The 24,819-nt window shown below is 44.2% G+C and carries 23 protein-coding genes; 5 read left to right on the top strand and 18 right to left on the bottom strand.

Translation table 11 applies throughout. The annotated features are described in order from the left end of the window. Positions 1–56: 56 nt before the first annotated feature. From R7E47_RS17715 to R7E47_RS17655, 13 genes are all read right to left on the bottom strand, one after another. Positions 57–1,490: a chain-length determining protein gene (locus R7E47_RS17715; protein ID WP_318084812.1), complete on the bottom strand. Its 1,434-nt coding sequence runs from the start codon at positions 1,488–1,490 to the stop codon at positions 57–59. Next, positions 1,487–2,611: a glycosyltransferase gene (locus R7E47_RS17710; protein ID WP_054730653.1), complete on the bottom strand. Its 1,125-nt coding sequence runs from the start codon at positions 2,609–2,611 to the stop codon at positions 1,487–1,489. The genes R7E47_RS17715 and R7E47_RS17710 overlap by 4 nt, the downstream gene beginning before the upstream one ends. A gap of 115 nt (positions 2,612–2,726) precedes the next feature. Next, complete coding sequence (locus R7E47_RS17705) at positions 2,727–4,091, bottom strand: O-antigen ligase family protein (RefSeq protein WP_192947917.1); 1,365 nt, start codon at positions 4,089–4,091, stop codon at positions 2,727–2,729. Continuing rightward, positions 4,088–5,518 (bottom strand): lipopolysaccharide biosynthesis protein, encoded by a 1,431-nt coding sequence (locus R7E47_RS17700; RefSeq protein WP_017820656.1) that lies wholly within the window; start codon positions 5,516–5,518, stop codon positions 4,088–4,090. The genes R7E47_RS17705 and R7E47_RS17700 overlap by 4 nt, the downstream gene beginning before the upstream one ends. Then, entirely contained in the window at positions 5,511–6,683 is a 1,173-nt protein-coding gene (locus R7E47_RS17695; RefSeq protein WP_104979163.1) for a glycosyltransferase, read from the bottom strand. Before R7E47_RS17695 ends, R7E47_RS17700 begins: the two co-directional genes overlap by 8 nt. Positions 6,684–6,694: 11 nt before the next feature. Beyond that, positions 6,695–7,879 (bottom strand): glycosyltransferase, encoded by a 1,185-nt coding sequence (locus tag R7E47_RS17690; protein ID WP_086046751.1) that lies wholly within the window; start codon positions 7,877–7,879, stop codon positions 6,695–6,697. A 144-nt stretch (positions 7,880–8,023) separates the two neighbouring features. Next, on the bottom strand, positions 8,024–9,094 hold the full coding sequence (locus R7E47_RS17685; protein WP_213891671.1) for a glycosyltransferase family 4 protein: 1,071 nt from the start codon (positions 9,092–9,094) through the stop codon (positions 8,024–8,026). Further along, complete coding sequence (locus R7E47_RS17680; protein WP_085569876.1) at positions 9,069–10,595, bottom strand: sigma-54-dependent transcriptional regulator; 1,527 nt, start codon at positions 10,593–10,595, stop codon at positions 9,069–9,071. The genes R7E47_RS17685 and R7E47_RS17680 overlap by 26 nt, the downstream gene beginning before the upstream one ends. Positions 10,596–10,903: 308 nt before the next feature. After that, entirely contained in the window at positions 10,904–11,284 is a 381-nt protein-coding gene (locus tag R7E47_RS17675; protein WP_005377636.1) for an Hpt domain-containing protein, read from the bottom strand. An 11-nt stretch (positions 11,285–11,295) separates the two neighbouring features. After that, entirely contained in the window at positions 11,296–11,982 is a 687-nt protein-coding gene (locus R7E47_RS17670) for an AAA family ATPase (protein ID WP_238966531.1), read from the bottom strand. Beyond that, the gene (locus tag R7E47_RS17665) at positions 11,982–14,084 is read right to left on the bottom strand and encodes an SLBB domain-containing protein (RefSeq protein ID WP_054574139.1); all 2,103 of its coding nucleotides are present in this window, start codon (positions 14,082–14,084) and stop codon (positions 11,982–11,984) included. The genes R7E47_RS17670 and R7E47_RS17665 overlap by 1 nt, the downstream gene beginning before the upstream one ends. Then, a complete protein-coding gene (locus R7E47_RS17660) occupies positions 14,081–14,947 on the bottom strand; it encodes an OmpA family protein (RefSeq protein WP_318084803.1) in 867 nt (288 codons plus the stop codon). Before R7E47_RS17660 ends, R7E47_RS17665 begins: the two co-directional genes overlap by 4 nt. Before the next feature lie 26 nt (positions 14,948–14,973). Continuing rightward, positions 14,974–15,294 carry an STAS domain-containing protein gene (locus R7E47_RS17655; protein ID WP_017634929.1) on the bottom strand — a complete coding sequence of 107 codons (321 nt, stop codon included), beginning with the start codon at positions 15,292–15,294 and terminating at the stop codon, positions 14,974–14,976. Positions 15,295–15,716: 422 nt separating this feature from the next. On the opposite strand from R7E47_RS17655, the gene R7E47_RS17650 reads away from it, so the two are divergent. Continuing rightward, a complete protein-coding gene (locus R7E47_RS17650; RefSeq protein WP_086046755.1) occupies positions 15,717–16,562 on the top strand; it encodes a DNA ligase in 846 nt (281 codons plus the stop codon). Between the two features lie 15 nt (positions 16,563–16,577). On the opposite strand, the gene R7E47_RS17645 is transcribed toward R7E47_RS17650, so the two are convergent. Both R7E47_RS17645 and R7E47_RS17640 read right to left on the bottom strand, forming a co-directional pair. Beyond that, positions 16,578–17,576, bottom strand: coding sequence for a DUF3080 domain-containing protein (locus R7E47_RS17645; RefSeq protein WP_042522941.1), 999 nt, complete (start codon positions 17,574–17,576; stop codon positions 16,578–16,580). A 134-nt stretch (positions 17,577–17,710) separates the two neighbouring features. Then, complete coding sequence (locus R7E47_RS17640) at positions 17,711–19,081, bottom strand: MATE family efflux transporter (RefSeq protein ID WP_005377626.1); 1,371 nt, start codon at positions 19,079–19,081, stop codon at positions 17,711–17,713. A 392-nt stretch (positions 19,082–19,473) separates the two neighbouring features. Here R7E47_RS17640 and R7E47_RS17635 point away from each other — a divergent pair, with 392 nt between their 5' ends. Next, entirely contained in the window at positions 19,474–20,085 is a 612-nt protein-coding gene (locus R7E47_RS17635; RefSeq protein ID WP_225491401.1) for a riboflavin synthase subunit alpha, read from the top strand. Between the two features lie 75 nt (positions 20,086–20,160). Here R7E47_RS17635 and R7E47_RS17630 read toward each other — a convergent pair whose 3' ends face one another. Both R7E47_RS17630 and R7E47_RS17625 read right to left on the bottom strand, forming a co-directional pair. Then, positions 20,161–20,355 carry a CPXCG motif-containing cysteine-rich protein gene (locus R7E47_RS17630; protein ID WP_017634925.1) on the bottom strand — a complete coding sequence of 65 codons (195 nt, stop codon included), beginning with the start codon at positions 20,353–20,355 and terminating at the stop codon, positions 20,161–20,163. A gap of 253 nt (positions 20,356–20,608) precedes the next feature. Beyond that, the gene (locus R7E47_RS17625) at positions 20,609–21,475 is read right to left on the bottom strand and encodes a fructosamine kinase family protein (protein ID WP_318084800.1); all 867 of its coding nucleotides are present in this window, start codon (positions 21,473–21,475) and stop codon (positions 20,609–20,611) included. Between the two features lie 224 nt (positions 21,476–21,699). Here R7E47_RS17625 and R7E47_RS17620 point away from each other — a divergent pair, with 224 nt between their 5' ends. The 3 genes from R7E47_RS17620 (at position 21,700) to R7E47_RS17610 (ending at position 24,171) form a co-directional block, all read left to right on the top strand. Further along, complete coding sequence (locus tag R7E47_RS17620) at positions 21,700–22,674, top strand: response regulator (RefSeq protein ID WP_318084798.1); 975 nt, start codon at positions 21,700–21,702, stop codon at positions 22,672–22,674. Further along, the gene (locus R7E47_RS17615) at positions 22,674–23,636 is read left to right on the top strand and encodes a GGDEF domain-containing protein (RefSeq protein ID WP_017634922.1); all 963 of its coding nucleotides are present in this window, start codon (positions 22,674–22,676) and stop codon (positions 23,634–23,636) included. Before R7E47_RS17620 ends, R7E47_RS17615 begins: the two co-directional genes overlap by 1 nt. A gap of 190 nt (positions 23,637–23,826) precedes the next feature. After that, entirely contained in the window at positions 23,827–24,171 is a 345-nt protein-coding gene (locus tag R7E47_RS17610; RefSeq protein WP_005377620.1) for a DUF3802 family protein, read from the top strand. 44 nt (positions 24,172–24,215) lie between these two features. On the opposite strand, the gene R7E47_RS17605 is transcribed toward R7E47_RS17610, so the two are convergent. Continuing rightward, positions 24,216–24,710, bottom strand: a complete 495-nt coding sequence (locus R7E47_RS17605) for an NlpC/P60 family protein (RefSeq protein WP_025998640.1) — start codon at positions 24,708–24,710, stop codon at positions 24,216–24,218. Positions 24,711–24,819 lie beyond the last annotated feature (109 nt).

Here is a 24,819-nt window from a genome sequence, read left to right as displayed (position 1 = left end):
GTAGTAAAAGAAAAGCACTCGCCGACCGAGTGCTTGTAAATGAGTTCTTATGGCGGTTAGTTTCCGTACACTACGTTAGGTAAAGTGGTGATGACAGGAACACCAAGGTGTTTTTCTAATGCTCTTTTAGAGCGGATAGAGTTATCGGCTAACTCTAGTATCGTCGCTAATCCAATGCCTAAACCAGCGCCACCAATAAATCCTAAAATGACAAATACAAAACTAGGTAAGTTAGTTGGGATCGTTGGCGTGAACGGTTCATCAATGATTTTTACGCGCTTATTCTCTTCAAATTCTCCCAAAGAACCCGTTAGTTGGGCCATCTCATAGCGTTCGACGAGTTCATCATACATTTCTCTCTTCACTGCGACGTCACGAGCTAAGCGGTTGATTTCTGTCGCTGTGCTCCCAAATTGGTGCGTATTTCGCTCTAATTCTTGGATCATGTCTCGCAAGCTGTTGGTTTCTTCCGTAAGTGCTTCAAAACGTCCGCGCATCATTTGTAATTGATGTAGTTGGGAGACAAGTAGAGGCTGTGCTTCGCCAAGACTGTTTACTGTGGTATTGCTCGCGATATCCCATAGTTGAGCACTGTTTAGTTCTGGTTGTTTAGAGTTCAAGAGTACCGAGCGTTCCTGCTCCAACCGGTTTAATTCTCGCAACTTACCTTGCACTAAACTATGCGCCTCTGTGTATTTAGCGCGAAGCAGGGTAAGTTCACTACGAATGTCGATGATTTGCTCTTCCAGTTTACCGATAACCGGGTTCGTTTTGGATAGTTGTTGATCCAAACTGCCTAGACTTCGTGAAACACCAGCAAGCTCCGCCTCCTTTTCGGCTAACGTTTGTTTGAGGCTAGCAAGGCGAGTAAGGCTTTGAGCTTGCATTTCGGGCGTCGCGTCTGAGTAAGTATTTTTATATTCTGCAAAGGCTTGTTCAGCCTTGTCTAGTTCTTCCCTGCGTTTGTTGATATGGATAGTCAAAAAATGGCTCGAATCTTTAATCGAAGAACGCTCAGGAGCCAAAAGCTGTTCGACAAAATGCTCTCTGACAGACAGCAGCATCGACTCCATTCCTTCTGATTTACCACTTTGCAATTGAATTTGAATGAAGTCTTTACCGAGTGGCTGAACAGACAGGCGCGACGCGAGATCTTTTATGATGAACTCTTGCTCTTTTGCACTCATCTCGTCATTGATCAACGATTGTTCTTTTGCGACTGAATACAAAACGTGTCGGCTTTTTAGCAGAGTACTGAGTGCGCTCAATCGGTCTTTCAGCATTGTTGAGACGGCAAGGTCTTGAAGGAACGGGTTCATTTTCGCTGTCTCTTGAATAAGCATGCTGGTATGAGCAACATAAGTCGTCGGAACCAGTTTACTTACGATGAAACCCAGCACCGGCAAGACAAGCATAGGAATAACGAGCATGTAGCGACGTCTCCAAGCTCCATGTAACAGTACGCTGAGGTTTTCTCTTAAATCGTTCATAGCGCCCTCACTAATTTATCAACTTGGTTGGCTCTTGCTTCCCAGCTTTGCTGTTGAACATATTGCTTTGAGTTTGCCGGGGGTGGGATCAGGTGATCGAGACTGGCGCATACATCTTCGACATTTTGAACTATGTGGAGCATATGCTTGTACGGCATTAATGCAGGAAACGACGTGCTAATAACGGGGGTTCCTGTTGCCAAGTACTCAAGAAGTTTAAGCGGATTACACGCTTTGATTTGAGCGTTATCAACAAAGGGCAACCAACTGGCATCCCAGTGTTGAGAGTAACGTGGCAGAGTGTGATGCGCTCTCGGGCCCAGGTAGTATATGTTGCTTCTTTGTGGAAGTGGATTGTCACTGAACTCGTTGGGGCCGATGAACACGAGATCCCAGTCAGGCGCTTGGTCTGCGACTTGGGCAATTAAGTCGTAGTCTAACCATTCAGACAAACTACCATAAAAGCCCAGCACTTTGCGGCCGTTGTCAGGCAAGTCTTTGGCCTTCGGTGCTGGCTCAGAAAACAGACTAACGTTGACACCATGAGGCAAAGTGACGGTTTTATGTGATGGAAACTTGGTGGAGAGTGTTTCGCTTGCCGTAAAGATAACGTTGGCCGCATTAACAAGAGTACGTTCGTGCTTTGTTACCGTGTCGTGGTCAACACCAGCTAAAGCGCTAAAGTCATCGCCACAATAGTAAATCAGTCCACGTGGGTTCATTTCTGCACAAACATCGGCAGCAGTCGGGAGCGACGTCCAAAATACAGGCTTATCAAAACCAAGAGCTTGTAATTGTTTGTTGAGTTGGTGTTTCATCATCTTAGCGGCCACTTTTCTTGCTAATGCAGAATTAGGGGCAGGAATGGTGAGCAAGTTGATGATGTGAATGTTTGGGTTTGTTTCAGAGTCCAATGTTGGCTTGTGTGAGCCTACGTTATGAAATACACGAGTGAGTTTGTTTAACGCACGCTGTATGTCTTTAGAATCCAGCTTAGGTTGACGAAGGCCAATGGAGTTAACCCAAAGGATTCGATGGTTCGCTGCTAGTCGCTTGACAATATGCTGAGTGGAAGAGGGTAACCCACCAAAATCTTCTCCAAATACTACGATGTCCGTCATGTGGCTCTCCTTGAGTCTTGGTTATTTGATTACTAATTAAGTGAGTAATCACAATGCGTGCCAAGGAATTAGCCATTTTAAAACAGTGATTTATGGGTTTTGTTTATGTTTGAAACTAGGATTTCTCATTTTGACAGTCACTTTGAACAATTCGGCTAACGACAACTGTTAATGCCGCTAGAATGTAAATTGGCCAAGTGAAACCTTGAGTCAGAAACGTGCCTGATACGATGGTACCGATAAGCCCACTTAACACGGCGTTTGCTCCTACAGAGAGGGTGTAATCTGATTTTGGTGTCAGCAATGAGATGGAATGCAAAGAGGTGCGGATCAATGACACAATTAAAGTAATGAACACCGCGAGCCCGACAAAACCCGTTTCTGCTAACACGCCAAACCAAGTACTATGGACGGCGTGGTTGATACCATCCCAGTGTGGGCTGTAGAAATAGTAATTAAAGTAGAAGTTATCTAGACCTACGCCAGTCAACGGGTGATGCAGTGCCATTTTAAATGCCGCTTCCCACGCATAAAGTCGCCCCATCGCAGAGGCATCTATACCATCCTCAGCGGCTCCCCCCGATTCTCGTCCTGAAATACCAGCGAATGCGTAGAGTACGATCGCTGCGATGGCGCCTAGTACCAAGACTAATGTTTTGCTTTTGATGTGTTTAAAAGCAAAGTAGGCAAATACAGACAGTGAACCTAGTAACCCACCGCGGCTCTGCGTCTCAATGATCGCAAAGAACAAAACCAAACAGGTGATAAGGGCAAAGAGCCTGAGATGCTTGGGGGAATGCTTCTCCATCAATTGACTAACGGTAAAGGCAAGGGGAAACATCAGCACTAGTGCCAAATCGTTAGGATCGCCAAGTACGGAACCTATGGATCGTCCTATCGACACGCGCGTTCCTTCGACTAAATCAATGCCATTCGCTGCGTTTTGTAATGCCACTAGACCAATCAATAATCCGGCGAAAATAATTGCTTTTGACATCTGAGCGAGCTGTGAAGGTTTAGTAATAAGCCAGGTGATGGCCAACGTCATAATGATGATTTTCCAATAGGTGTTTTTGAACACCGTTATTGCGATATCACGACTGGAAGCGAATATGATTCCGATGATCACCAGACCCCAAAATATACACAGCCACTTTAATGAAGGGTGCCAAAAAGCTGTAATCTGGCGGCTTATAAGAAGGTGAAAAGAGAGTGCGGCGAGTGCCCCCAGTGATAAGAGTAATGGGATCTTGAAGTTATAGATAACAGGAAAGGCTTCGTGAATACGAAAGAATGAAAAAATAACGAACAGTGTGACAAGCCAAAACGTTTGATTGAGAACAAACAGTAACGCGAGTGGTGCGAAACACAACGCAACAATCAAAATGGGATGAGGCATAACAATCCAAAGCAGGCCGATACAGACTGTAATCGTCAGTGCTGCGATGGACTGTTTTGTTCTCACCTTGGTTTCATTCATAACGAGTATCTCTTCACCTGTCCACGCCGTTTCACTATGTATCGAGTGAGAGCATTGAGCGTCTCTTTACTCATGTAGCGAGTGGCTATCCCTGCCAGCAAACTGCATGTCAAAATGCAAATTGCGATGGCGATTCCTATTGATTGTGAAGAGTGAAGCAGGAACAGTGCCACACCGGATATAATCTGTAATAAAACCATCAGACTGAGGTGAAAAGGCAACGTCATACATTGTTGGCCTACTACATAAGTCAGGCCCAACTTACACAGTTGTGCGTAATAAAGCGCAATGAACACCCCATAAATACCCAGAGAAGATAAGCCAAACAGCAAAGCAATCGCAACGCACGCAGAGACGACATTTATACCCAGTAGCCAGCGAGTACGACGCTTGTACAAAATGGAGATGTTAATCAACTCACTCCATTCTTTTAACATGGCGATAGGTAGCAAGAATAAGCTGAATAGTACCGCCTCATGATAGGTTTCTGGCAGTAAGTAGGTGATCATCACCATTGCTAATGTGCCGACCACTACACTCAAACCTGTAATGTAAATCATACCTAAGTGTGTGATGCGCACTGCTTCAGTGCTCTTGCGCCCTTCTAAGTAGTTAAATCGACGTGGCATCCACCACATGCCAAACGGCTGCACTAAAATACACATGCCCACTGCAAATTTTACCGCTATCGCGTAAATCCCTAACGTCGCAAGAGAAGTGTTGGCACCAATGAACCAGCGTTCAGCGCCATTGAGACAAAATGCTACTAAACCGGCCATCATCATTGGTAGGCAGTAGTTTAGGTATTGTTTTGCCAATGTCAGCTTAGGAAGGGTGACATTGTAACGGTTAACGATGTGCAGCCAAACAAATTGAGTAATAGCAGCCAACAAGCCCCCCCACAAAACAGAAATAACATGGGGATGAACAGACAGCGCCGCGACGATAAAAATGACCTGAAAAATGGTGGTAGTGACCATGACGTTAAGCAGTGTTCTTGCTTTGTCGTCTTGTGTTCTTAACCAGGCAGTGCCGATTGCAATACTGCCTTCTAGAACGATGGCAAACATAACAATAGCAAATTCGACTCGCGTAAAAGGCGCGGGAATGGGGGCGATTAAAATGATAGTGAGCAAGCTAAGAGCGACGACGCCAGCGATGAGTAAAGCAAGTGAGTACAGCTGGTTTAGTAGGCTTGTGCGCGTATTTTGATCCTTTTCAACGCCGACGAATCGATAAAGCGCTTCATGCAAAGCGAAACTGACAAACAAGGTCGTAACAACACCAAAGGTTGTTAGAAGCTCAAGCTTGCCCATTTGTTCTGGTGAGAGAAAGTGGGGCAATACAGGCAGCATGATTAGGCTGATGCTTTTATTGATCACTAAGGCGATAGCAAATAGCGTCATGTTGGTCATTGCTTTAGACATGATCATATCCTTTGATGTCTCGCGGTGTCTTGAGTGTGCAATCATTGTTGGTAGCAATTTCGGCAGCAAGGTGCTGGGCGATTGGCAAATAACAACGTTCGGCTGTGTATAGTTGAGAAACATTGAGTGCTTCGATACCCATCGTTACTTTCATCCACGGCGATTCATTCAAAAGGCGAATTGCGTTGTGTAGCGAAGCCACATTGTTAGGCGTGTATTTAATACAATTTCGGCCGTGAGTTAACACGCGGTCCCAATAACTATCATCATGTGGAATGACGACACACATACCTGCAGCGAGAGCCTCCAAAATAGATAACCCAAAAGGTTCGTTGAGACTGGTGGAAACAAACACACCACACTGTGAACGCAATTCATCTAAGTTGTTTGGGCATTCATGCCATTCAACACCTTGTGTGTTGAAGTCCGGTGTTGAATATTCCACACCTGCCACGTTAGGTTTGATGTAACACACGGTGGATTTGATCTTTTTCGACTCATCAAGTGTTAAAGCATCAAGCAAAAGATCGATGTTCTTCCATTTTAGTAAGCTAGCTGCCCAGAAAACGCGGCTTGAAATCGGATTCGCTTGTTTTGGCCAGCGATCTTTCGATAATCCATTAACAAACGTAGATGTATTCAAACCACACCAATAGCGTTCGGTGGCTGGCTTCTCTGTTTTGAGGTAGGCCTGTAATGCTTCTACCATTGATTCGCGGGTGTTTGCCAAGTAGTAAATTGCCGATGCTTTTACTAAGCAGTAGCCAGCAGATCTCGATCGTCCAATAGGGCCATGAACCATCTGTACCACAGGCTTTTTGCTAATTAATCGTAGTAAGTACAAAGGCATATCATTACTTGGGCAAGATAGGCCCAAAAAGCTATCTATCTTTGGAAGCTTCATGCACGCGTAGAGAAGTTGGAGAAAGTAGTAAGCGTTCATCAACCAGTAGGTCAGGCCATGAGTCGAGTTAAATGGTGACGGTTTTATTTTTATAACTTGCACACGCGGTGTATCACTAAGCAGTGACGCCCAATGCTCTGGATTTGTAGTGAGTAGGTAACCAATCACGCTCAGCTTATCGCACTGCTTAAGGAGCTCTGCATTCGCGATTTTGGATCCACCTTGCATTGGGATGGCGTCGAACATCAATACACGTTTCATGACCGGGCTCCTCAATTGATGCTCAACCAGCGTGAAAGAGGCTTCATGCAGTGAGTCATTGGCATTGGTGTAATGGCGTTGTTATTAAGTTCACCTTCGTAAATACGTTCAATAGCGTTGATAGATGCAGTCGTCGTTAAGTGCTGGCTAGCATGTAGGTAAGCGTTTTCCGCCAGCTTGTTTCTTAATGCCGCGTCTTGCATGACTTGTTGAATCGCGTTTAACAGGCTCGCCATTCCACTGTTCTGGTACAGCAATGCAGAGTGATTATGCTCGAACAACTCAGGAATGCCTCCCGTTTTAGGAGCCACGATAGGCAGTTGAGCTAAAGCCGCTTCCCCGAGCACGAGACCAAAAGCCTCTTCATAGGCGCCGCTAATAAAAGCGTCTGCATTACCACACATCCACGCTCCGGCATTGTGTTGCTCTCCGACAAAGTGCACTCGTTCTTGGATACCAAGATCTGCGGCAAGCTGTTGCAGTGCTTCTCTTTCTTCGCCGTCACCAACAATAACAAGGTGAGGGTTGTGGTGGTGGTAGTTGTGCATGCGCATTGCCCGAATAAGGCGGTCAAACCCTTTGCGCTTAATCAGCGAACCCACCGACAGAAAGGTAAAGGCCTGTGATGGGATTCCGAGGCGATCTTTAATGTCTATGGGTGTATCCACGCCTTGAAGTGACACGCCGTTGTGTACGACATGAAGTTGGTTTTGTGGGTAGCCGTCCTGAAGAATTTCGCGTCCAACATCTTTGCTAACGCAAATCAATTTTGGAGAGAGGTGAAGTCCGAGAGAGAAGCGATCGCGCAATGTATAATGGCAATGAAGTTGCGTGACAAGTGGTATATGATTCATGCGAGCAGCCAAACACATCCATTGACAAGGGCCGCCGCTATTGACGTGTACCAAGTCGATGTTGTGCTTTTCGATCAAATCTGAGCCTTGTTTGATAAGGCTATTCCAACCGCTAATATCCCAGCGCGGAGCGCTCCAACCACCCACCAAATTGAAGGCTGAATGTTCCGCTTCAATTCCGAGCGATTGGCACTTATCGATTAATGGTTGGCAGTTGGACCATACGAATGGCTCAAACTTATCGCGGTCGATTCCTGAAATGAGATCCAGAAGCACCACTTCACTGCCGCGAATCCAATTATCACCATAATGAACATATAGAATGCGTTTTGGCGTAGTCATAAGTCACCTCTGTCTCATCATTAATCTGCGTTAACTGCTGAGCTGCAATAGAGATGCCAAAATATGCCATTAGTTTATGTGATTGAATCTTATATGATATTTATGTTTGGAACTCATCATTCTCATATTGAGAACCAATATGGATTAGTGATCCGTTTCAATTTGATATTTTTGTAGCAATACGGGAATCACACTTTGCGCTGAGAAATCATCAATGATGGTTTGTCGAGCATTCTGGCGAATGAGTGATTGTTGCGCTTCACCAATCGACATCCAGTCATGAAGACATTTAGCAAGAGAGGGAATGTCTTCGACGATAAAACCATTTTTACCCGTTTGGATAATATCTGGAAGACGACCTACACGTAAGCTCATGACGGCAATGCCTCTCGACATGGCTTCAAGCGCCGCCATTGGAAGACCCTCATAACGAGAAGAGATGATAAGTACGCTGATATTTTCCCAAACACCTTCCATATCGGTTTGATGGCCGAAGAAAGTCACATTTGGAGGGGCAGTTTGATTAAGCGATTCTTTTTCTGGGCCATCACCGTACACACTAAACTGTAATGTTGGACAGAGCCTCGCTACCTCAATAAATTGATCGGCGCCTTTTTCCTGACTCAATCGGCCGACAAAAGCGATCTCCTGATAGTTGAGTTGACTGTTGGGAATCGAAACAAAGTTATTCAGCAGTTCTGAAGAACAAAAAACTTTGCGCTGAATACTTGGACTGACAGCAAAGCAATAGTCAGATAGGCTGCCTGAGCTTCTATCAAGCCAATCGTATAGCCATAGCTTCCCTGAGGACGATTCACCAGCATGATAAGTTGAAATCAAACGAGGAAACGTACGGGTGAGCAGTTTGGCGCAGCGCGACAAAATCGACGCTTTATAACCATGGGAGTGAACCACTGAGGGTTGGTGATTGGCGACGGCGCTTGTTAGGTGTTTAATTTTTAAAGCTTTATTGGGCTCGCCAGACAAATAGTTTAAGTAACTCACAGGGATCGCGGCTTCTTTTGCCTTCTGTACAATCTGAGCAGCTGGTGAATACTCAGTGGTTAGCACAACTCGAGCTTTGTGTCCAAAGGCTATTAATCCCCGAGCTAGCTCGATAACGTGACTTTCAATGCCACCGAATAGACGGCTATCAAGCAAGATCCAAATTTCACCAATGGCAGGTTTATCAAGATTGTTCGAGATTAATTTCATCCGCTTCCCACGCTTGTTTTTTTCGGTAAACCGTAGATGGGCTTAACTCCAGCATGACAGCGGCGTTGAGGACGTTGCCATCACAGTACGCAATTGCGTTTTGAATTGCTTCACGCTCTACTTGCCACATAGGGCGAATGGTTCCATCAGAGTTAAAGTACGGTGAGGTAGCAGCAGAGGACGGTGTACCAGGCAGCTCCGCTGCGGTAATCGACGGTTCGACCGCAGAAGGTGAAGGTTCCTCAGTATAAACAGGTGGTGGTGTGATTGGTGCAATGTTTGCTGACTCTTGAGCAACATGCGCAGGTGTCGTTGTTTTCGTAACTTTTGACTTTTTAGTGAGTTGAGCGGGTAGGTGGCTCACCGTGACTTTTTCGTCGTTATTAAGCACCACAATGTTACGTATGATGTTTTGTAGTTGCCTTACATTACCCGGCCATTCGTAATGCTTGATGATATGTTGAGCTTCACTGTCGATTGTTGAGAATTTCTTTTTGTCCTGTTTGGCGTAAGTGGTCAAGAAGTGCTTGGCAAGCGTGACGATGTCACTTCCTCGTTCACGTAATGGGGGCATATCGATAGGTATAACGTGCACACGGTAGTATAAGTCTTCACGAAAACGACCTTCTTCTACTTCTGTTAATGGATCTCGGTTAGTGGCACAAATGATTCTCACATCCACTTTCATTTCTCGAGTGCCACCAAGAGGGGTGTAAGTGCCCGTTTGTAGAAAGCGGAGCAACTTCTTTTGCATCTCAAGTTCCATTTCACACAGCTCATCAAGAAAAAGCGTGCCACCATGTGCCAGCGTCGCCGCACCTTTTCGATCTGTTGTTGCTCCAGTAAAGGCCCCTTTAACGTGACCAAAAATCTCACTTTCCATCAAATCTCGTGGAATAGCCCCACAGTTAATTGCAATAAAAGGCTTGTCTTTACGGTCACTCTGGCGGTGGACAGCTTCAGCACAAACTTCTTTACCTGTGCCGCTTTCTCCCACAATAAACACACTGGCAGAAGTTGGCGCAACAGCATCAATGGTCTTGTATACCGCCTGCATCGGGAGGCTTGAACCGATGAATCCGTGATAGTTGTGGCGATCAAACTTGGACTGAATATTTTCCACCAAATCTTCCAATTTGGCGCGTTTAAGGTGCAATGCAACTGACGTTTTTAGGCGATCAGCGTTTATGGGCTTTTCTAAGAAATCTTCCGCACCTTTTTGAATTAGATTAACGGCTAAGTCGACGCTGCCGTGTGCCGTAGCAATAATAACGGACGTAGGAATGTCATTCTGGTTGATCCAATCCAGCACGTCTTCGCCAGACATGTCGGGCAGTTTCAAATCGAGAATGATGAGCTGAGGTTTGCTTCTTTCAATAAATTGAATCGCTTCGCGACCTGTCTCGACATGAAAAATGTCATAAGGTTCGTCTTTCACATACTGCTTATAAAGTATGGCTAGTGAAGTAGAGTCCTCTACCAGTAATACCCTTGGTCTCATAGTCCCATCCCAACGTAGTTTGTTTCATTTTTTATGATTTTTGTCAGCACTACTATTTGGCATTATGAGTGGTTTATAGCTCTCTAGTGCTGAAAATTCTCAATTTGAGAAAAGCGTTATTTAAGTATTAGCACAAGGTAGGAAATTTGCGAAAAATCCATACTTTTTAATTGATTAAGTTATGCCCAAATAATTTCAAGGTGTGTGGCTTGGCGAGGATGACTGAATTTGGAGCCTAAATTTCTGAGATGATGTCGGCATCGCGCTTTATCAAACGCGATGCTTCGCTAGGGAGTAAGACACTGATACTACTCAAACCCTTGAGCTTTTCGCTTTTCTAACGCATCAAACGATTCATTGGCGAGTTGAGGAAGTGTTTCACAAAGCTCCAATGCTTTTGGTATTTTTCCTTCGACACAGTACTTCTCAATCATTCTTGCTTGTCTTGAAAGCGTTCGATTGCCTAGAGCGAGAGCAGAACTGCCCAGTGTGTGAACCTCGAACTCCAATGTTTGAAGGTCTTTTGTGCTTAATGCTTGCTCTATTTTCTCCATGCGATCGCGTGACTCTTCGACATAGTGATCAATCAAGGTAGGGATGATTTCGGCGCACGTATCTTTGATCATTTGCTGAAGAATATGCTCATCCACTAATTCTTGCTCGATAGTCAATGTGTTATTTATCGTCATAATAGCGCTCCCTATAACATAAACAGTTCGCTTTTTTTAATTTGCTGAGACAGTTTTTCTTTCCACTTTTTTGGTAAGAAACGCAGCTTGGAAACTTGGCGGATTAACTCATCTTTCAGGCTTGGTGTGTGCTTCATGTTCAATACAGAACCAATCAAGTTCGCATCGCTAGCATCAAGTAGCTTTTTGGCTTGCTCGAGCTGGGTTGCAGTCGTAGAGCCATAATGCGCTACTAACAAAGTAGCATCACATACGCCAGCAATCACTTGAGGCGCAATATTGCTTCGGTTGACACTAAGAAGTGGTGATGTATCTATCACGACGCGCTCGTACTGCGTTAACCATTGTGCAATGTTTCGTTTCAGCGTTGTTGGGTCTCGGTACGCTAACTGAGTGCTGGCGAGAGACGGAGCAGGGAGGCCGACTAAAGTTTGATGTGTATTCTCTCGTGTGATCAAATGGCCAACCTTCTCGTCATCATCAAATTCGTGAACAGTGTGATAAGCGGGTTTGAATAAGTTAAGGTCTACATACAAAGTATTGTGGCCTGCTAAAACCAGACGCTCTGCTAGAGATGAAGCCACGGAAGTGACACCATCTTCAGATTTACAACCCACAACACAAATCGTTTTGTGGCCTTTCTGTTCGCTCTGAAGATAAATTTGCTCAACCTCAGCGTGAGTTGCAGGAATAGTCATTACAACGCTCCTATTAACACGATGGTTGTTGTGATTTGTAAAATATCTCTTAATCCGGCCCTCGCTTTTTCAACAAAGCTTTCGTCTTTATGGGGAATGTAAATCGTGTCGCCTGCGCGAATGACTGGCAGCTCATAAATGTTGGCTGTTTTACTAAAGTTAACCAAATCAAATGTTCGGGCTTGGCCTTGGCAGCAAGACATATTGACCACACTGATCTTTTCAAGGTAGGCATTATCAGTTGGTCCTCCTGCTTCCGCTAACAGATCAAGCACAGTCATGTTGTCATTGAATACGTATCGCCCTGGGTCTCTTACTTCACCTAATACGCGTACCGTGGACTCTTTTGAACGATCTAACCAGTTTTTGTTTTTTTCTGGAATGTAAATGGTATCACCAGGACGAACGTGGGGCAGAATTGACTCATCGCCTGTTTCAAAGTACATCGATAAATTCAATTTACTCACTTTGGCATAACCTAGGCCTCGGTGTGTGACACGGATGTTGTGAATATCTGCATCCATTGTCGGTCCATCGGCGGCAGACAAAATATCCAGAAAATGCATATCTTCAGTGAAACGATAGCGCCCAGGTGCATTGATTTGCCCGAAAACGTATATCGATGCGTCAGAGCTTTGGCTTACCCATTGCGATTTATTATCGGATGGGTCGTCAGGCAATGCATGTACCCTTACGACTGTACCAGCGGAAACTTGAGGTAGGCTTGATGTTGGTGAGCCATCCAGAATGTATTGGTCTAAGTCAAATTGTGTCATTTGACCGTTATTGGCGACTTCAATTTTGGTGGTATCAGCTCGTCGAGTTGGGCCTCCAACGTGTGCAAGCAGATCAATCAAATCCATTTCGTCTGACCACTCGATGCGTCCAGGGCGAACAACTTCTCCCATCACTGCGACCGCTCGACTAGGTGCTACTTTTAACCAAGACTTCTCATTGAAATCGGTTTTCTCCGGTACGAAAATCGCGTCTCCTGATCCAACATTTGGTGGTCTGGCTGAAGATAGTCCTTCTGTATGCGCGGTAAGATCGAATTTGATGACTTTGCCATCGGCTTTTATAACGCGAATTTGGCGAGATTCTGCGTAGCGAGTGGGCCCGCCAGCGTTGGCGAGGATATCCATGAAGCTAGCGCCTTGCTTGCCTTCGTATGCCCCAGGATGGGCGACTTCACCCATCACGTAAACCACATTTGCACCTGCTTTGATTTCTTCTTCCTGTTTTGGGACAAAGATGGTGGCACCTGGCAGGATCTCCGGCAGTAGGCTTTGGTCTCCAGTATCAAGGTACTTTTTCAGGTTAAACATGGTTGGGTTATTGTTTGTTATCACGCGAATTTGCTCAACACTGGCATATCGTGTCACGCCGCCAGCTCGCATTACGACATCAACTAGCGTGGTGTTTGGCTTGTATGAGAACGAGCCAGGTGCGTTGACTTCACCAAAGACTTTGATTGCACGAGCGGAATCTGCGCTGTCACCTGAATTCGCGAGTTTTGCTGCATCAAACTCTTGCTCAATATTCCCTACGAGTGGGGAAGCGGGGACAAATAAGACATCCAGTGATTCTAGTTTTGGCAGTTGGCTATTGTCACCCGTATCAAGGAAGCGTTTGTAGTCAAATTCAATGTTTTTATTTCCACGTTTCACGATCATTTTATCAAGCTGAGCCCCAGCGCGCAGGCCGCCAGCTTCGTACACAAACATTTGAATGTTGGACCCAGAAGGTAAGGTATATTCACCGGGTTTGACCACGTAGCCTTGAACGGACACTAACAACTGTTGCTGTTTAATAAAAACTCGAGCGTTGTTAACGTCACGATACACGGTCTTTAGCCTGTCGATAATCACGTCTTGGAGTTGTTGTTCATTGTAGCCGGCCACTAACACAGGGCCGACTTCTGGTAAATTAATTCGTCCACGACGATCAACCTGAAACCCTTGGTTTAACGACGCCTCTCCAGGTAAGTTAATCTGTATTAAATCACCGACCTTAACAGTATTGCTCTCATCCGCTATGGAAGAAGGTACCCACGCGACCAGACACAACAACATTAAGAGGATAAATGGTTTCATCGTGTTCATAGCACGCCTCCTGCCGTTGGGTTGCGGTTTATTGAGGTATCGCTATCTGAATTAGGGCTAATAACCTCGATGCTTACTCGACGATTAGTTAAACGCACGGCGGATGTTTCACCTTCATAGAGTGGCAGGTTGTCTCCGACAGATTTGGTAGTGACTCTCTCTGAAGTGATACCAAATACGGTTAGGTAACGCTTTACTTGTTCCGCACGCGCTTGAGCAAGTTTCTGGTTGTAATCGGGTGTTCCAGTTGCATCCGCATGCCCCGTTACTACAAGAGATAGGTTGGGGTGGTCACGTAAAATGTAGGCTGCTTCTGCCAAATGTCCCATGTACTTCGGGTTGATTTCTGCTGAATCGACAGCAAACTGGTTGTCGATATTAAGTAGTGCATAGATATCCGAGACTATGTTTAGGTCGCTACGTAGTGCTTCAATATCATCGGGCGGTGTGCAAGTTGTTTGGCTCAGTACGTAGTCGAGTTGTTGTTCGAGCTGGTTTAAGCGTCGACGCTGAATCACAAGGTCGTTGGCAGCGTCGAGTAAAAGCCCACCTTCTAACTCGCGCGCAATTCTATTTTGTTTTTCAAGGGCCTGAACAACTGCCGCAGGAAAACACCAGCGCGCGCCCTCTTGGATTAGTGCGTCTAGATGTAACTTGGTCAATTGCCAATCAAACCTTAACCCATGTTCTGGACCTAAAGGCTCGTCAGGCATTACTGGGGAAAACTGATAATTCTCGATCGAGATATCTTGATAGCTTTCCGCCAAGCCACCTTTCCCGTGTTCTGGGTAGTCAAACGACGAACAACCAAACATGCCGACAACAAGACCGCTTACTGCATATCGTCGTAAAAGATTTACCATGCCAACCTCCGTTTAAACCGGTATTTTTAGTGTCCTTTTGAGTTAACGGGAATGGCATGGTTGATACGAAGCAAGCTCATGATTTCTAAAGGTTGGCCTGATACGTTTTCAATACTCATGCTTCTTTCACGTTCAACTAGACGCTTATATAAGTAAACAATGGCACCAATCCCTGAAGAATCAAGAAATTGGACGTGCTGTAGGTTAATTTCGACTTCTTTGTGATGATTGTTGTGAATTACTTCATCAATGTGATGTTGTGCTTGTCGACAGCCGCTTGCGTCTAAGTCACCAAAAAACTCAATGGCTAACTTGTCTTGATTGATTTCTAGTTTGCGTAATTCCATGACTCTGTCTCCGTTTGTTTTTCTAATTGGATATAGAGCAGGTAACGTGCCAATTTTAAACTATTTAAAAATCAAAAGTTTAAGCGCTGTTGATGATATTGTTCAATTTGAGAAAGGACTGATTCTCAAATTGAGAATCAAAAATGCACAGAGAAATGGTTTGCTTATAAGAGGTGTTGAACCTAAAGAAGTCATTAGAGCGGGGGATCTCGTCATGATTAGATTCCAACTCGATTGACGAACCATCCGCCTTAAGTGAATAACGTGTAACGACTAAATGCAAAACCTGTCTAAAGTTTATGATTATCTTTGCAAATTATTACTAATGTTGATTGTTATGAGTCGAAGAATAACTAGTAATAAATAGGTCATCGAGAGGACTTACGTTTCAATAAAGGCGATTTTTTGTACAAGGTCTTCTTATGCCATTAAAAATGACATTAATTGCGCTGGCTGTTATGGCAGCGTCTTCACAGCTTCAAGCGGATACTTCTCTCGCACCACCAGTTTCTCTTGCACAAAGCTATCAGGATGGTATTGATGTGTCTGAATATTGGTATAGCGAAAAACTTGATGGTGTTCGCGCTTATTGGACTGGGCAACATCTCGTGACGAGAAATGGTAATCGAATCTACGCCCCAGACTGGTTTACAGGACCTTTGCCTGATTATCCGTTGGACGGTGAACTTTGGGCTGGGAGAGGTAACTTCCATCTTGTTCAGCAAACGGTATTAGATAAAACTCCTGTTGAGTCTGCTTGGCGACACATCGACTTTATGATCTTTGATATGCCATATTCCGCTGGTGATTATCGGAAGCGTTATTACAACATCAAAGATTTAGTGCTTGAAGTCGACCAGCCTCATATCAAATATGTCGAGCACCGAGCCATTCAAAATGAAGCTCATCTGTTCACACAGTTGGATAAAATTTCAATATCCGACGGTGAAGGGGTGATGTTGCGGAAGGTATCAAGCCGCTATCAGGCTGGACGCGGTAGTGATTTGCTTAAACTAAAACGATACGCAGATGATGAAGCGTTAGTTGTGGGTTATAAGCCAGGAACAGGGCGCTTATTAGGTATGATGGGAGCAATGTTAGTTCGCTTACCAAATGGCATTGAGTTTTACATCGGTAGCGGATTTACCGATGAAGTACGTCGCCAGCCTCCGAAAATTGGTTCAACCATTACATTTAGATATAACGGTTTTACACATACTGGTAAACCACGTTTTGCTCGATTCTTGCGTGAAAGGTTGAAGGAATAGAACGCCCTGCACTTACTAGTTGCCAACGGTTACGCCACATCGTTTGAAGAGACCCTGCCAAAACTGAACGTGGTTTAGGGTTTCTTGCCTAAATGTCCTATGTGCCTCAATGATGCCATACTGGTGACCATGGAGTTGCATACGGTTCTCCACCAAAGTGGCACCATCATTAAGTTGTTGATAGGTACTGTCTAAATAAGCCAAATAAGGTTGCACTTCTTCAACGTAAATGGATTGAAAGACATTTCTTAAGTAGCGGAACTGGGTGGTGTCTCTGTTCGGCCCGCACAATACGTTGCTCTGGTTCTGCTCAAGTAGCTGAGTTGTTGCTTTTAACCAAAGGGATGTGTTTACCATTGAATAGTAAAGTCGTCCGAGTAAACGAGATTTCTCTAACTCTTCTTGATATTGAGTAACTTCCACATCGGGTAGACGTGAGACCGCGCGGTGGGGTAAATCATACATTTCGCTGAAAATACGATAGACATCGTTAATGCGTGCAATATCATTCGTCGTATTTTGAGATAGCCAATCAGAGGCAGTTAGTTGCTTTTGCATGGCATCACTTACGAGTAGTAAGTTGTCGAGATGAATGTCTAAATGCTGCCACTTGGTTGAGTAAAGCTCTGTCAATGTCGCGCGTTCTTCATCGCTAAGTGGAAATTCGGATAAACATCGATTTATGACTCTTAAAAGGGCAGTTTGATAATCAAAATCATGAAAGGCATCCTGCACCTTTCCAAGTTGTGAGTTTTTCTCGGCAAGTAAATTAAAGAGTCCGCATTGTCGTAATTGATAGCTCTCTAGCAGGCCAATAGATAGCCTTGGCAATGGCTCGAACAAAACGCGTTTCGCAGGAATCGTTACCGTAGACTGTAATTCTATTGGAATAGCAGGAACGTCCAATACATTGGCTACACGTTGATGATACTTATCAAACATGGCGTTCTCTGGATTGAACCAGTTATCACAACCATTAAGAATCAAGATTAAGAACAATAAAATAGACCGCACAAATATCCTTTTTTATAACTTCGTATCCGTTGTCTAGAGAGCAAAATCAACCACTTCGCAATCTTGTTATAAGTATACTCAACCGTGTAATTATTCGATCAAAAAAGCCAGCGGATGCTGGCTTTTTTTACTTTTTATTGAACTGAAAAGTTCAATTGCACTTCTGGCTCTTGGCGATGCATCCAACGCATTCTGACGCCTAACATAAAGGCCGCAGAAGATAGGCCGATGATAAAACCAAGCCAGAAGCCTTGTGCTCCCATTGGCTCGACAATCCAGTCTGTACGGCCAAGGACGTAACCAATTGGCAGCCCAAGAATCCAATAAGCAATAAAAGTACGGTTGAAGATGGCTCGCATGTCTTTATAGCCGCGTAATGCACCAGCTGCGATCACTTGAACCGCATCCGTACATTGATAAACAGCGGCAAACACGAGCAGGTGCATCGCTAGAGTGATTACCTCTGGGTTGCTAGTGTAAAGCTCGGCGATCCACTCACGAGACAAGACGGTTAAAATCGCTGTGAGAACGGACAAAGCTAGACCAACCATAATGCCGACTCGTGACGCTACGCGCGCGCCATCGACGTTTTCTTCACCAAGTCGATGGCCGACACGAATGCTTACTGCTGCACCAATACTCATTGGTAGCATAAATACCAACGAGGAGAAGTTAATCGCGACTTGATGCGCTGCCACAATGATAGGACCCAGTGGTGAAACGAGCAGTGCAACAACAGCAAACAGTGTCACTTCAAAAAACAGCGCTGCTGCAACAGGAAAGCCGAGCTTGAATAGACGAACTTGCGCTTTCCATTGTGGGCGGTGCCATTCTCCAAATAGGTTAATGCTTTTCAATCGCTCTGATGTCATCACATACAGCAATAGCATGGCAAACATGACCCAGTAAACAATCGTGGTTGCTACACCACAGCCAACACCGCCTAATTCAGGTGCACCAAACTTGCCGTACACGAAAATCCAGTTTAGAGGAATGTTGAGCAGCAAACCGATAAAGCCAATCACCATTGCCGGCTTCGTCAATGACATACCATCCGTAAAGCTTCTAAGCGTTTGGAAAAGTAAAAAAGCGGGTACTGCTAATATAACGGCATGAATGTATCCCACCGTTTTTTCAGCCATCAGTGCTTCAACATCCATCAGCCCGAGAATAAACTGGGTTTGAAGCAGGACTGCAATTATCGGCACACTGATCAGCAATGCCAAAACGACGCCTTGCTGAATTTCAAACGGGATTTTCACTCGACGACCAGAGCCATTTAACTGTGCGACAACAGGGACCAATGCCATTAATAAACCCACCCCAAACAAAATGGATGGTAGCCAAATACTTGAAGCGACAGAAACCGCAGCCATGTCGGTGGCGCTAACGCCGCCAGCCATTACGGTATCAACAAACCCCATACCAGTTTGAGCGACAGATGCGATCAATACCGGGGTCGCCAATTTGATAAGACTTGATGCTTCTTCTTTATAGCGATGCACGAAAAATACTCCAGAGCGGAACAATAAGTTGAAAGAATGAGAGTACTCGAGGGCAAAAGATGTGGTGAACGGATCTGATGGTTGATTTTAGTCACGATAAGGTGAAAAAATGCCTCGGAGAAACTCCGCGCAAATGATAAACAATTGTATGTTTATATTCCATAGCTAGGTAGCTAATAGTCGATAACACTGACTGGACGCTCTCCACGCTAAGGATACGCTTTTACTGAGAACAGCAGCGAATCATGGTAATGTTGAAGCATGCATGAGAACAAACCAGTGTTCATTAAGCCATGGCTTTATCGTCTGCGGTCTTTATTTCCGACCTGTAGCGCAGTGTTTAGGGCTTAGTCTTCGACTACAGTTGGTATTAAATCAATAGGTAAAAAGAAATGTTTACAGGAATAGTTCAGGGTACGGCGAAGGTCGTTAAAATTGATAAAAAAGAACGCTTTCAAACGCACGTTGTCGAGTTAAGCGATGAACTTTGTAAAGGGTTAGAAATTGGTGCATCCGTTGCACACAACGGATGTTGTCTAACTGTGACTAAGATCGAAGGCAACCTTATCAGTTTTGATTTAATGCAAGCGACATTGGCTCTTACTAATTTAGGTCGGCTGCTGGAAGGGGATAGCGTAAACATTGAGCGCGCGGCTAAGTTTGGTGACGAAATAGGCGGGCATAGCATGTCTGGTCATATTAGTTTGACGGCAGATATTGTCGATATCATCGATACGCCCAATAACCGCACGATTTGGTTTCAACTGCCGCAAGAATCAATGAAATATGTATTAGCGAAAGGTTACATTGGTTTAGATGGCTGCTCGCTAACTATTGGTGAAGTTGAAGCGTGTCGTTTTTCGGTACACCTAATTCCAGAAACCTTGCAGCGAACGCTTTTCGGAGTGAGACAAGTAGGGGAGCGTGTTAATATTGAGTTTGATCCTCAGACTCAAGCAATTGTTGATACTGTTGAGCGCGTTCTTGCAGCAAAACAGCTTTAGAATGAGAAAAAGGAGCCTAGTGCTCCTTTTTCATTTAAGCGTTTTTATATTTCTGATGTTCACATGCTCGAGCTGCTATTCGTAATTGTCATCGATAAATAGTTCGACCTTATCTTGTAACTCATCCACTCGCATATTTAGGTGGATAGCGTGGCAACAAGCTGGGCAATCATCATAAAACTCTTGGTCACCATTACTTGCATCCAATGTAATGCCGATAGAGTGTCCGCAATGCGGGCACTTTACATACCTTTCGGTATAATTTTTCATACAACAACTCCTAATCTCGCAGGGCTTTTAAACACACTATTCATCAAGGAAGCACAGCCCTTTACTTACTTTGCCTACAAGGAAAATAGGCACAATCCAAAGTTAAGTCTCCTTTGATATTAGGTCGAGTTGTTGCTAATTGAGTCGAAATAAGTACAAAACTTGACCCCAAACTCAACCTTGAGCTTAGGGTGATTTTCTGTAGTGATGTGCCTCGAGATTTTACATCTTGAAATATGCAGTGGCTTCCAAATTAATAAGAAATGATTTTATTAATAACCAGTTGAGCCTGTTCCAAGTAATGGCCGCCAAACAAATTACAATGGTTGAGAACATGGTAAAGGTTATAGATATCTTTACGTTCCTCATAGCTTGAAGAAAGTGGCATAACCGATTCGTAGCCTTGATAAAATTCTGGTTGAAATCCACCAAAAAGCTCTGTCATCGCAATATCACACTCCCTGTCCCCCCAATAGCACGCAGGATCGTAACAGATAGGACCGAATGCAGTGAGTGCCGCATTTCCATTCCATAAATCGCCATGCAACAAAGAAGGTTCCGGAGCATGGTTTGCTAGCCGCTGTTTTACGACGTCGATAAAGTCATCGATATCAACCAAGGTGACGCCTTTTTCTTTAAGGAGCTGTAATTGCCAACCTATGCGTTGCTCAGCAAAGAATACACACCATTTCTTGTGCCATTTGTTGGGCTGTAGAGTCGAACCGAGATAGTTGTCGGTATCAAAACCAAACTCTTTTTGCTCGCCCCACTGGTGTAGGTGAGCTAATTGCTGCCCAAATTTAAAGCTGTTGTGACCATCTTCTAATGGTTTCGTTGGAAGGTAGTTAAGAATTAGGAATGAGGCATTTTTGGTTTTACCGACCAATACCACCTCAGGTACAAATAGGGTGGATGTTTCACGCAAAAGATGCAGGCTTTCAGCTTCTACCTCAAATTTCGACAAAAACTCGCGATCGTTAATTTTCACAAAATAACGTTGCTCGCCATCATTGATCATGTAGCTTTCACTGATATCCCCACCAGACAGCCTTACTTTTTCCGTGATCTGGTAATCGAACAATAAAGTATCAGAAAGCTGTTGCGATATTGCTTGCCACATACAAAACCTCGCGAATCTATTTGACCACCAATAGTTTAGGATAAATAGCAGGGAGTTGGCGCTATGTTGAGCATACTTAGTAAAGAAACCTTCCTCTTAGTGTAGTCAATTTGTATAAATGTGAATCAAATCGCTTATAAGCCTCTGATTTGTTGGCTTAGCATATGGAGATGAACGTTTACAACAGGTATTATGATTTTTTTGACGTTAGTTCCATTGGTGGCATGAAAATACTGATATGTGATGACTCAGCTGTTGCAAGAAAGCTTATTGCGCGTTCTATCGTACAAGATACATCATTGCATCTTATTGAAGCGCAAGATGGTTATGAGGCGCTTAATATTCTTGCTGAGCAAAATATCGATATTTTGTTTCTCGATTTAACGATGCCCATAATGGATGGTTTTGAGGTCCTCGAATCATTACCTGTTAGTCAGTACCCGACCAAAATCGTCATTATTTCTGGAGATGTTCAACAAGAGGCAAAACAGCGCTGTCTCGATCTTGGTGCTCAAACTTTTATCGCTAAGCCTCTGACAGAAGAGCAGGTGCTCCCACTATACGAACAATTAGGGCTGCATTATGCGTTCAAACCTAGTCATTCGGTTGATTCTAAAAACCAGGGTTGCGAAGAGCTTTCCTTACTAGCCAAATTCCGTGAAATTGCGAACATTGCCCTTGGTAAAGGGGCTGCGATTATGGCTGACCATTTACATGAGTTCATCCAACTTCCTGTTCCTCATGTTGGACCTTTGTCCTACGGCGAGCTTCATATGACACTGGTTGATGTGGTTGGGCGTGACAGTTCCGTTGCGGTAGCGCAGAGGTTTGTCGGTGGCGGTATTCACGGGGAGGCACTGGTGTGCTTACGTGGTAGGGATATCAATCAGATTGGGGAAAAATTAGGTTACCTCCTTGAGTTTACGCCTCATAATGAAATCATCTTGAATATCTCTAACCTACTGGTTTCGTCATTTCTCACGTCGTTAGGCGATCAACTCGACAAGCAGTTCTCACTTCGTCAGCCAGGCATTGTGGATACCTTAACACCTTATTGTGAAGAGCAAGGCGAGTTGGGTGAGCTCTTTACTATCGAATACACCTACATGGCAGAAGCGCTCGATTTCGAGTGCGAGGTACTGTTTTTAATTGATAAGCCATCCGTAGAAATTATCTATGAAATCATGGAGCTAATCTAATGTCCGATATCACGCTGGACATAGCAGACTTTCATTGGGTCACACAAATTCTCGATACGATGGATTCAGGGCTTATTGTTTTGGATCAAGAGTATAAAGTATGTGTGTGGAACAGTTTTATGCAGTCATACAGTGGCGTTCTATCACAAGAAATTCTTGGTGAATGTTTATTTGAGCATTTTGAAGAGCTGCCAAGAACTTGGCTAGAAACCAAGATAAAAGCAGCCGCCGATCTGGAAACTCGTTCTTTTTCTAGCTGGGAAAACCGACCGTACCTTTTTAAGTTCAACAATTTTTCTCCGGTTTCAAACAGCAGTGATTTTATGTATCAAGATATCGTGATCACGCCGTTAATTGGGCTCTCAGGAGAGGTCAGCCACATAGCGATTCAAGTCAATGATGTTTCTGAAACTGCGAGAAATCGCATTCATTTGAAAGAAACAAATCAACATTTGTCGGAAATCAGTCGCAAAGATGGTTTAACAGGTTTATTTAATCGCGCTTATTGGGAGCAATCATTGAAAGATGAGTTTGCTCACTTAAAAGTTATCGACGGACCATGCTCATTAGTAATATTCGATATCGACCACTTTAAGAAGGTGAATGATACTTATGGTCACCCGACAGGGGACGAAGTCATTCGTCGAACCTCTGCATTGTTGAGAAAAACAGCAAGGAGCAGTGATATCTGCGGTCGTTTTGGTGGTGAAGAGTTTACGGTACTACTTCCTCACACAAACCAGGAGCAAGCTTGCTATTTCGCAGAGCGTTTGCGCAAAAGAATTGAGCAAGAGATCGTGAAAGTGGAAGATTTTTTGATTAATTACACGATAAGTATTGGTGTTTGCGAGTATAAGCCTTATTTTGAAACTCACACTCAATGGTTAAAGAGTGCCGATGCTGCGCTGTATCGTGCAAAAGAAAATGGTCGTAACCAAACCTGTTTGCATGAAAATGGCTGAAATATAAAAAGGTTTGAAGAAACCCTGTATCCGAATTCAGTGAAGCAAAGCTCAATTGTTTGAAAATCATCCAGTTGGTTCGTGAATGTTTGTTAATATGAAATAAGTTAATGAAATTTTCTCGGCATGTCTTACTATTGAAACTATTCTGCTTTCAGCTTCGAAGGCTTGCAATAAACGGAGAAAAACAGTGGTTTTAGAAACCGATGGATATCTCGCTCTTATCGAGCACTTGTCTCTAAATCTAGATATTTTTACGACCGAAATTGGCGACACTGGATCCGAAAGCATCGAAGATGTTGTCACCGATATGGTGGCTTCAAACATCATGGCGATTTTTGAGCAAAATCCAGAACTTCACTCGAGCGTACGCTTCAAATTGTTGAAAGAGGCTGATGCAGTTGTTGAAGATCTTGGTGAGATATTGGCTGGGGTATGGCATAAAAAAGCGACCAATGAACAGATCACGTTCCTTGATGAATACATCGCTCTGGTCAAAAATCTGTTCGATAATGCTGTTGCGACTTACGACTGATATTGTTTTAACTTACAGCAATGTCCGGTTAAGAGTAAGAAGAGTTACATTGTAACTCTTCTTATTTGCCAAAACTTAGATGCCCAGTATGGGTTGTCGATTCTTGAAATAATCACACCTCTAGACGTCGATGCATGCATGAACTGCTTGTTACCCAAGTAAATTCCGACATGATAAGTTGTACGTCTTGTTTTAAAAAACACTAGATCCCCTTGCTTGGCATCCGTCCAACTTAACTCCACACCTTGCTTTGATTGCTGCTTCGTTGTCCTTGGTAACGAGAGCTGATAAGCCTCAATAAACGCTTTTTGTACAAATGCTGAGCAATCAATTCCAGATTTCTGTGTCCCGCCTAAGCGATAAGGCGTGCCGTGCCACTCTGTGTAAAAGTCGAACAAGTCAGGGTTGTCCGACAATAGCTGATTTGTAGGTGTTGTCACCTGTGCTTGCTCACTAGGCTCAGGCCCAGAAGAGCAGGCGCTTAGTAGCACACTGATTATCAAAGGAAAATATACTCGACGCAAATCACCACCTGTCATCTCTATGACTCACAACTGAAATATTAGTGTCATAACCAATCCATAGTATGGGCTGCAAATCACGGTTTTGTCTCACAAATGTGACGGAATCACTGCAGAACCGATTCAA

This window comes from Vibrio sp. Vb1026 (assembly GCF_033338745.1).
Classification (GTDB): Bacteria; Pseudomonadota; Gammaproteobacteria; order Enterobacterales; family Vibrionaceae; genus Vibrio; species Vibrio alginolyticus.
Note: the sequence above shows the minus strand (reverse complement) of the source record. Positions and strands in the feature narration are given on the sequence as shown.

Excerpts from the sequence above, each read along its gene's own strand:
- R7E47_RS17715 (WP_318084812.1), bottom strand. The coding sequence starts at position 1,490 with ATGAACGATTTAAGAGAAAACCTCAGCGTACTGTTACATGGAGCTTGG.
- R7E47_RS17710 (WP_054730653.1), bottom strand. The coding sequence starts at position 2,611 with ATGACGGACATCGTAGTATTTGGAGAAGATTTTGGTGGGTTACCCTCT.
- R7E47_RS17705 (WP_192947917.1), bottom strand. The coding sequence starts at position 4,091 with ATGAATGAAACCAAGGTGAGAACAAAACAGTCCATCGCAGCACTGACG.
- R7E47_RS17700 (WP_017820656.1), bottom strand. The coding sequence starts at position 5,518 with ATGTCTAAAGCAATGACCAACATGACGCTATTTGCTATCGCCTTAGTG.
- R7E47_RS17695 (WP_104979163.1), bottom strand. The coding sequence starts at position 6,683 with ATGAAACGTGTATTGATGTTCGACGCCATCCCAATGCAAGGTGGATCC.
- R7E47_RS17690 (WP_086046751.1), bottom strand. The coding sequence starts at position 7,879 with ATGACTACGCCAAAACGCATTCTATATGTTCATTATGGTGATAATTGG.
- R7E47_RS17685 (WP_213891671.1), bottom strand. The coding sequence starts at position 9,094 with ATGAAATTAATCTCGAACAATCTTGATAAACCTGCCATTGGTGAAATT.
- R7E47_RS17680 (WP_085569876.1), bottom strand. The coding sequence starts at position 10,595 with ATGAGACCAAGGGTATTACTGGTAGAGGACTCTACTTCACTAGCCATA.
- R7E47_RS17675 (WP_005377636.1), bottom strand. The coding sequence starts at position 11,284 with ATGACGATAAATAACACATTGACTATCGAGCAAGAATTAGTGGATGAG.
- R7E47_RS17670 (WP_238966531.1), bottom strand. The coding sequence starts at position 11,982 with ATGACTATTCCTGCAACTCACGCTGAGGTTGAGCAAATTTATCTTCAG.
- R7E47_RS17665 (WP_054574139.1), bottom strand. The coding sequence starts at position 14,084 with ATGAACACGATGAAACCATTTATCCTCTTAATGTTGTTGTGTCTGGTC.
- R7E47_RS17660 (WP_318084803.1), bottom strand. The coding sequence starts at position 14,947 with ATGGTAAATCTTTTACGACGATATGCAGTAAGCGGTCTTGTTGTCGGC.
- R7E47_RS17655 (WP_017634929.1), bottom strand. The coding sequence starts at position 15,294 with ATGGAATTACGCAAACTAGAAATCAATCAAGACAAGTTAGCCATTGAG.
- R7E47_RS17650 (WP_086046755.1), top strand. The coding sequence starts at position 15,717 with ATGCCATTAAAAATGACATTAATTGCGCTGGCTGTTATGGCAGCGTCT.
- R7E47_RS17635 (WP_225491401.1), top strand. The coding sequence starts at position 19,474 with ATGTTTACAGGAATAGTTCAGGGTACGGCGAAGGTCGTTAAAATTGAT.
- R7E47_RS17630 (WP_017634925.1), bottom strand. The coding sequence starts at position 20,355 with ATGAAAAATTATACCGAAAGGTATGTAAAGTGCCCGCATTGCGGACAC.
- R7E47_RS17625 (WP_318084800.1), bottom strand. The coding sequence starts at position 21,475 with ATGTGGCAAGCAATATCGCAACAGCTTTCTGATACTTTATTGTTCGAT.
- R7E47_RS17620 (WP_318084798.1), top strand. The coding sequence starts at position 21,700 with ATGAAAATACTGATATGTGATGACTCAGCTGTTGCAAGAAAGCTTATT.
- R7E47_RS17615 (WP_017634922.1), top strand. The coding sequence starts at position 22,674 with ATGTCCGATATCACGCTGGACATAGCAGACTTTCATTGGGTCACACAA.
- R7E47_RS17605 (WP_025998640.1), bottom strand. The coding sequence starts at position 24,710 with ATGACAGGTGGTGATTTGCGTCGAGTATATTTTCCTTTGATAATCAGT.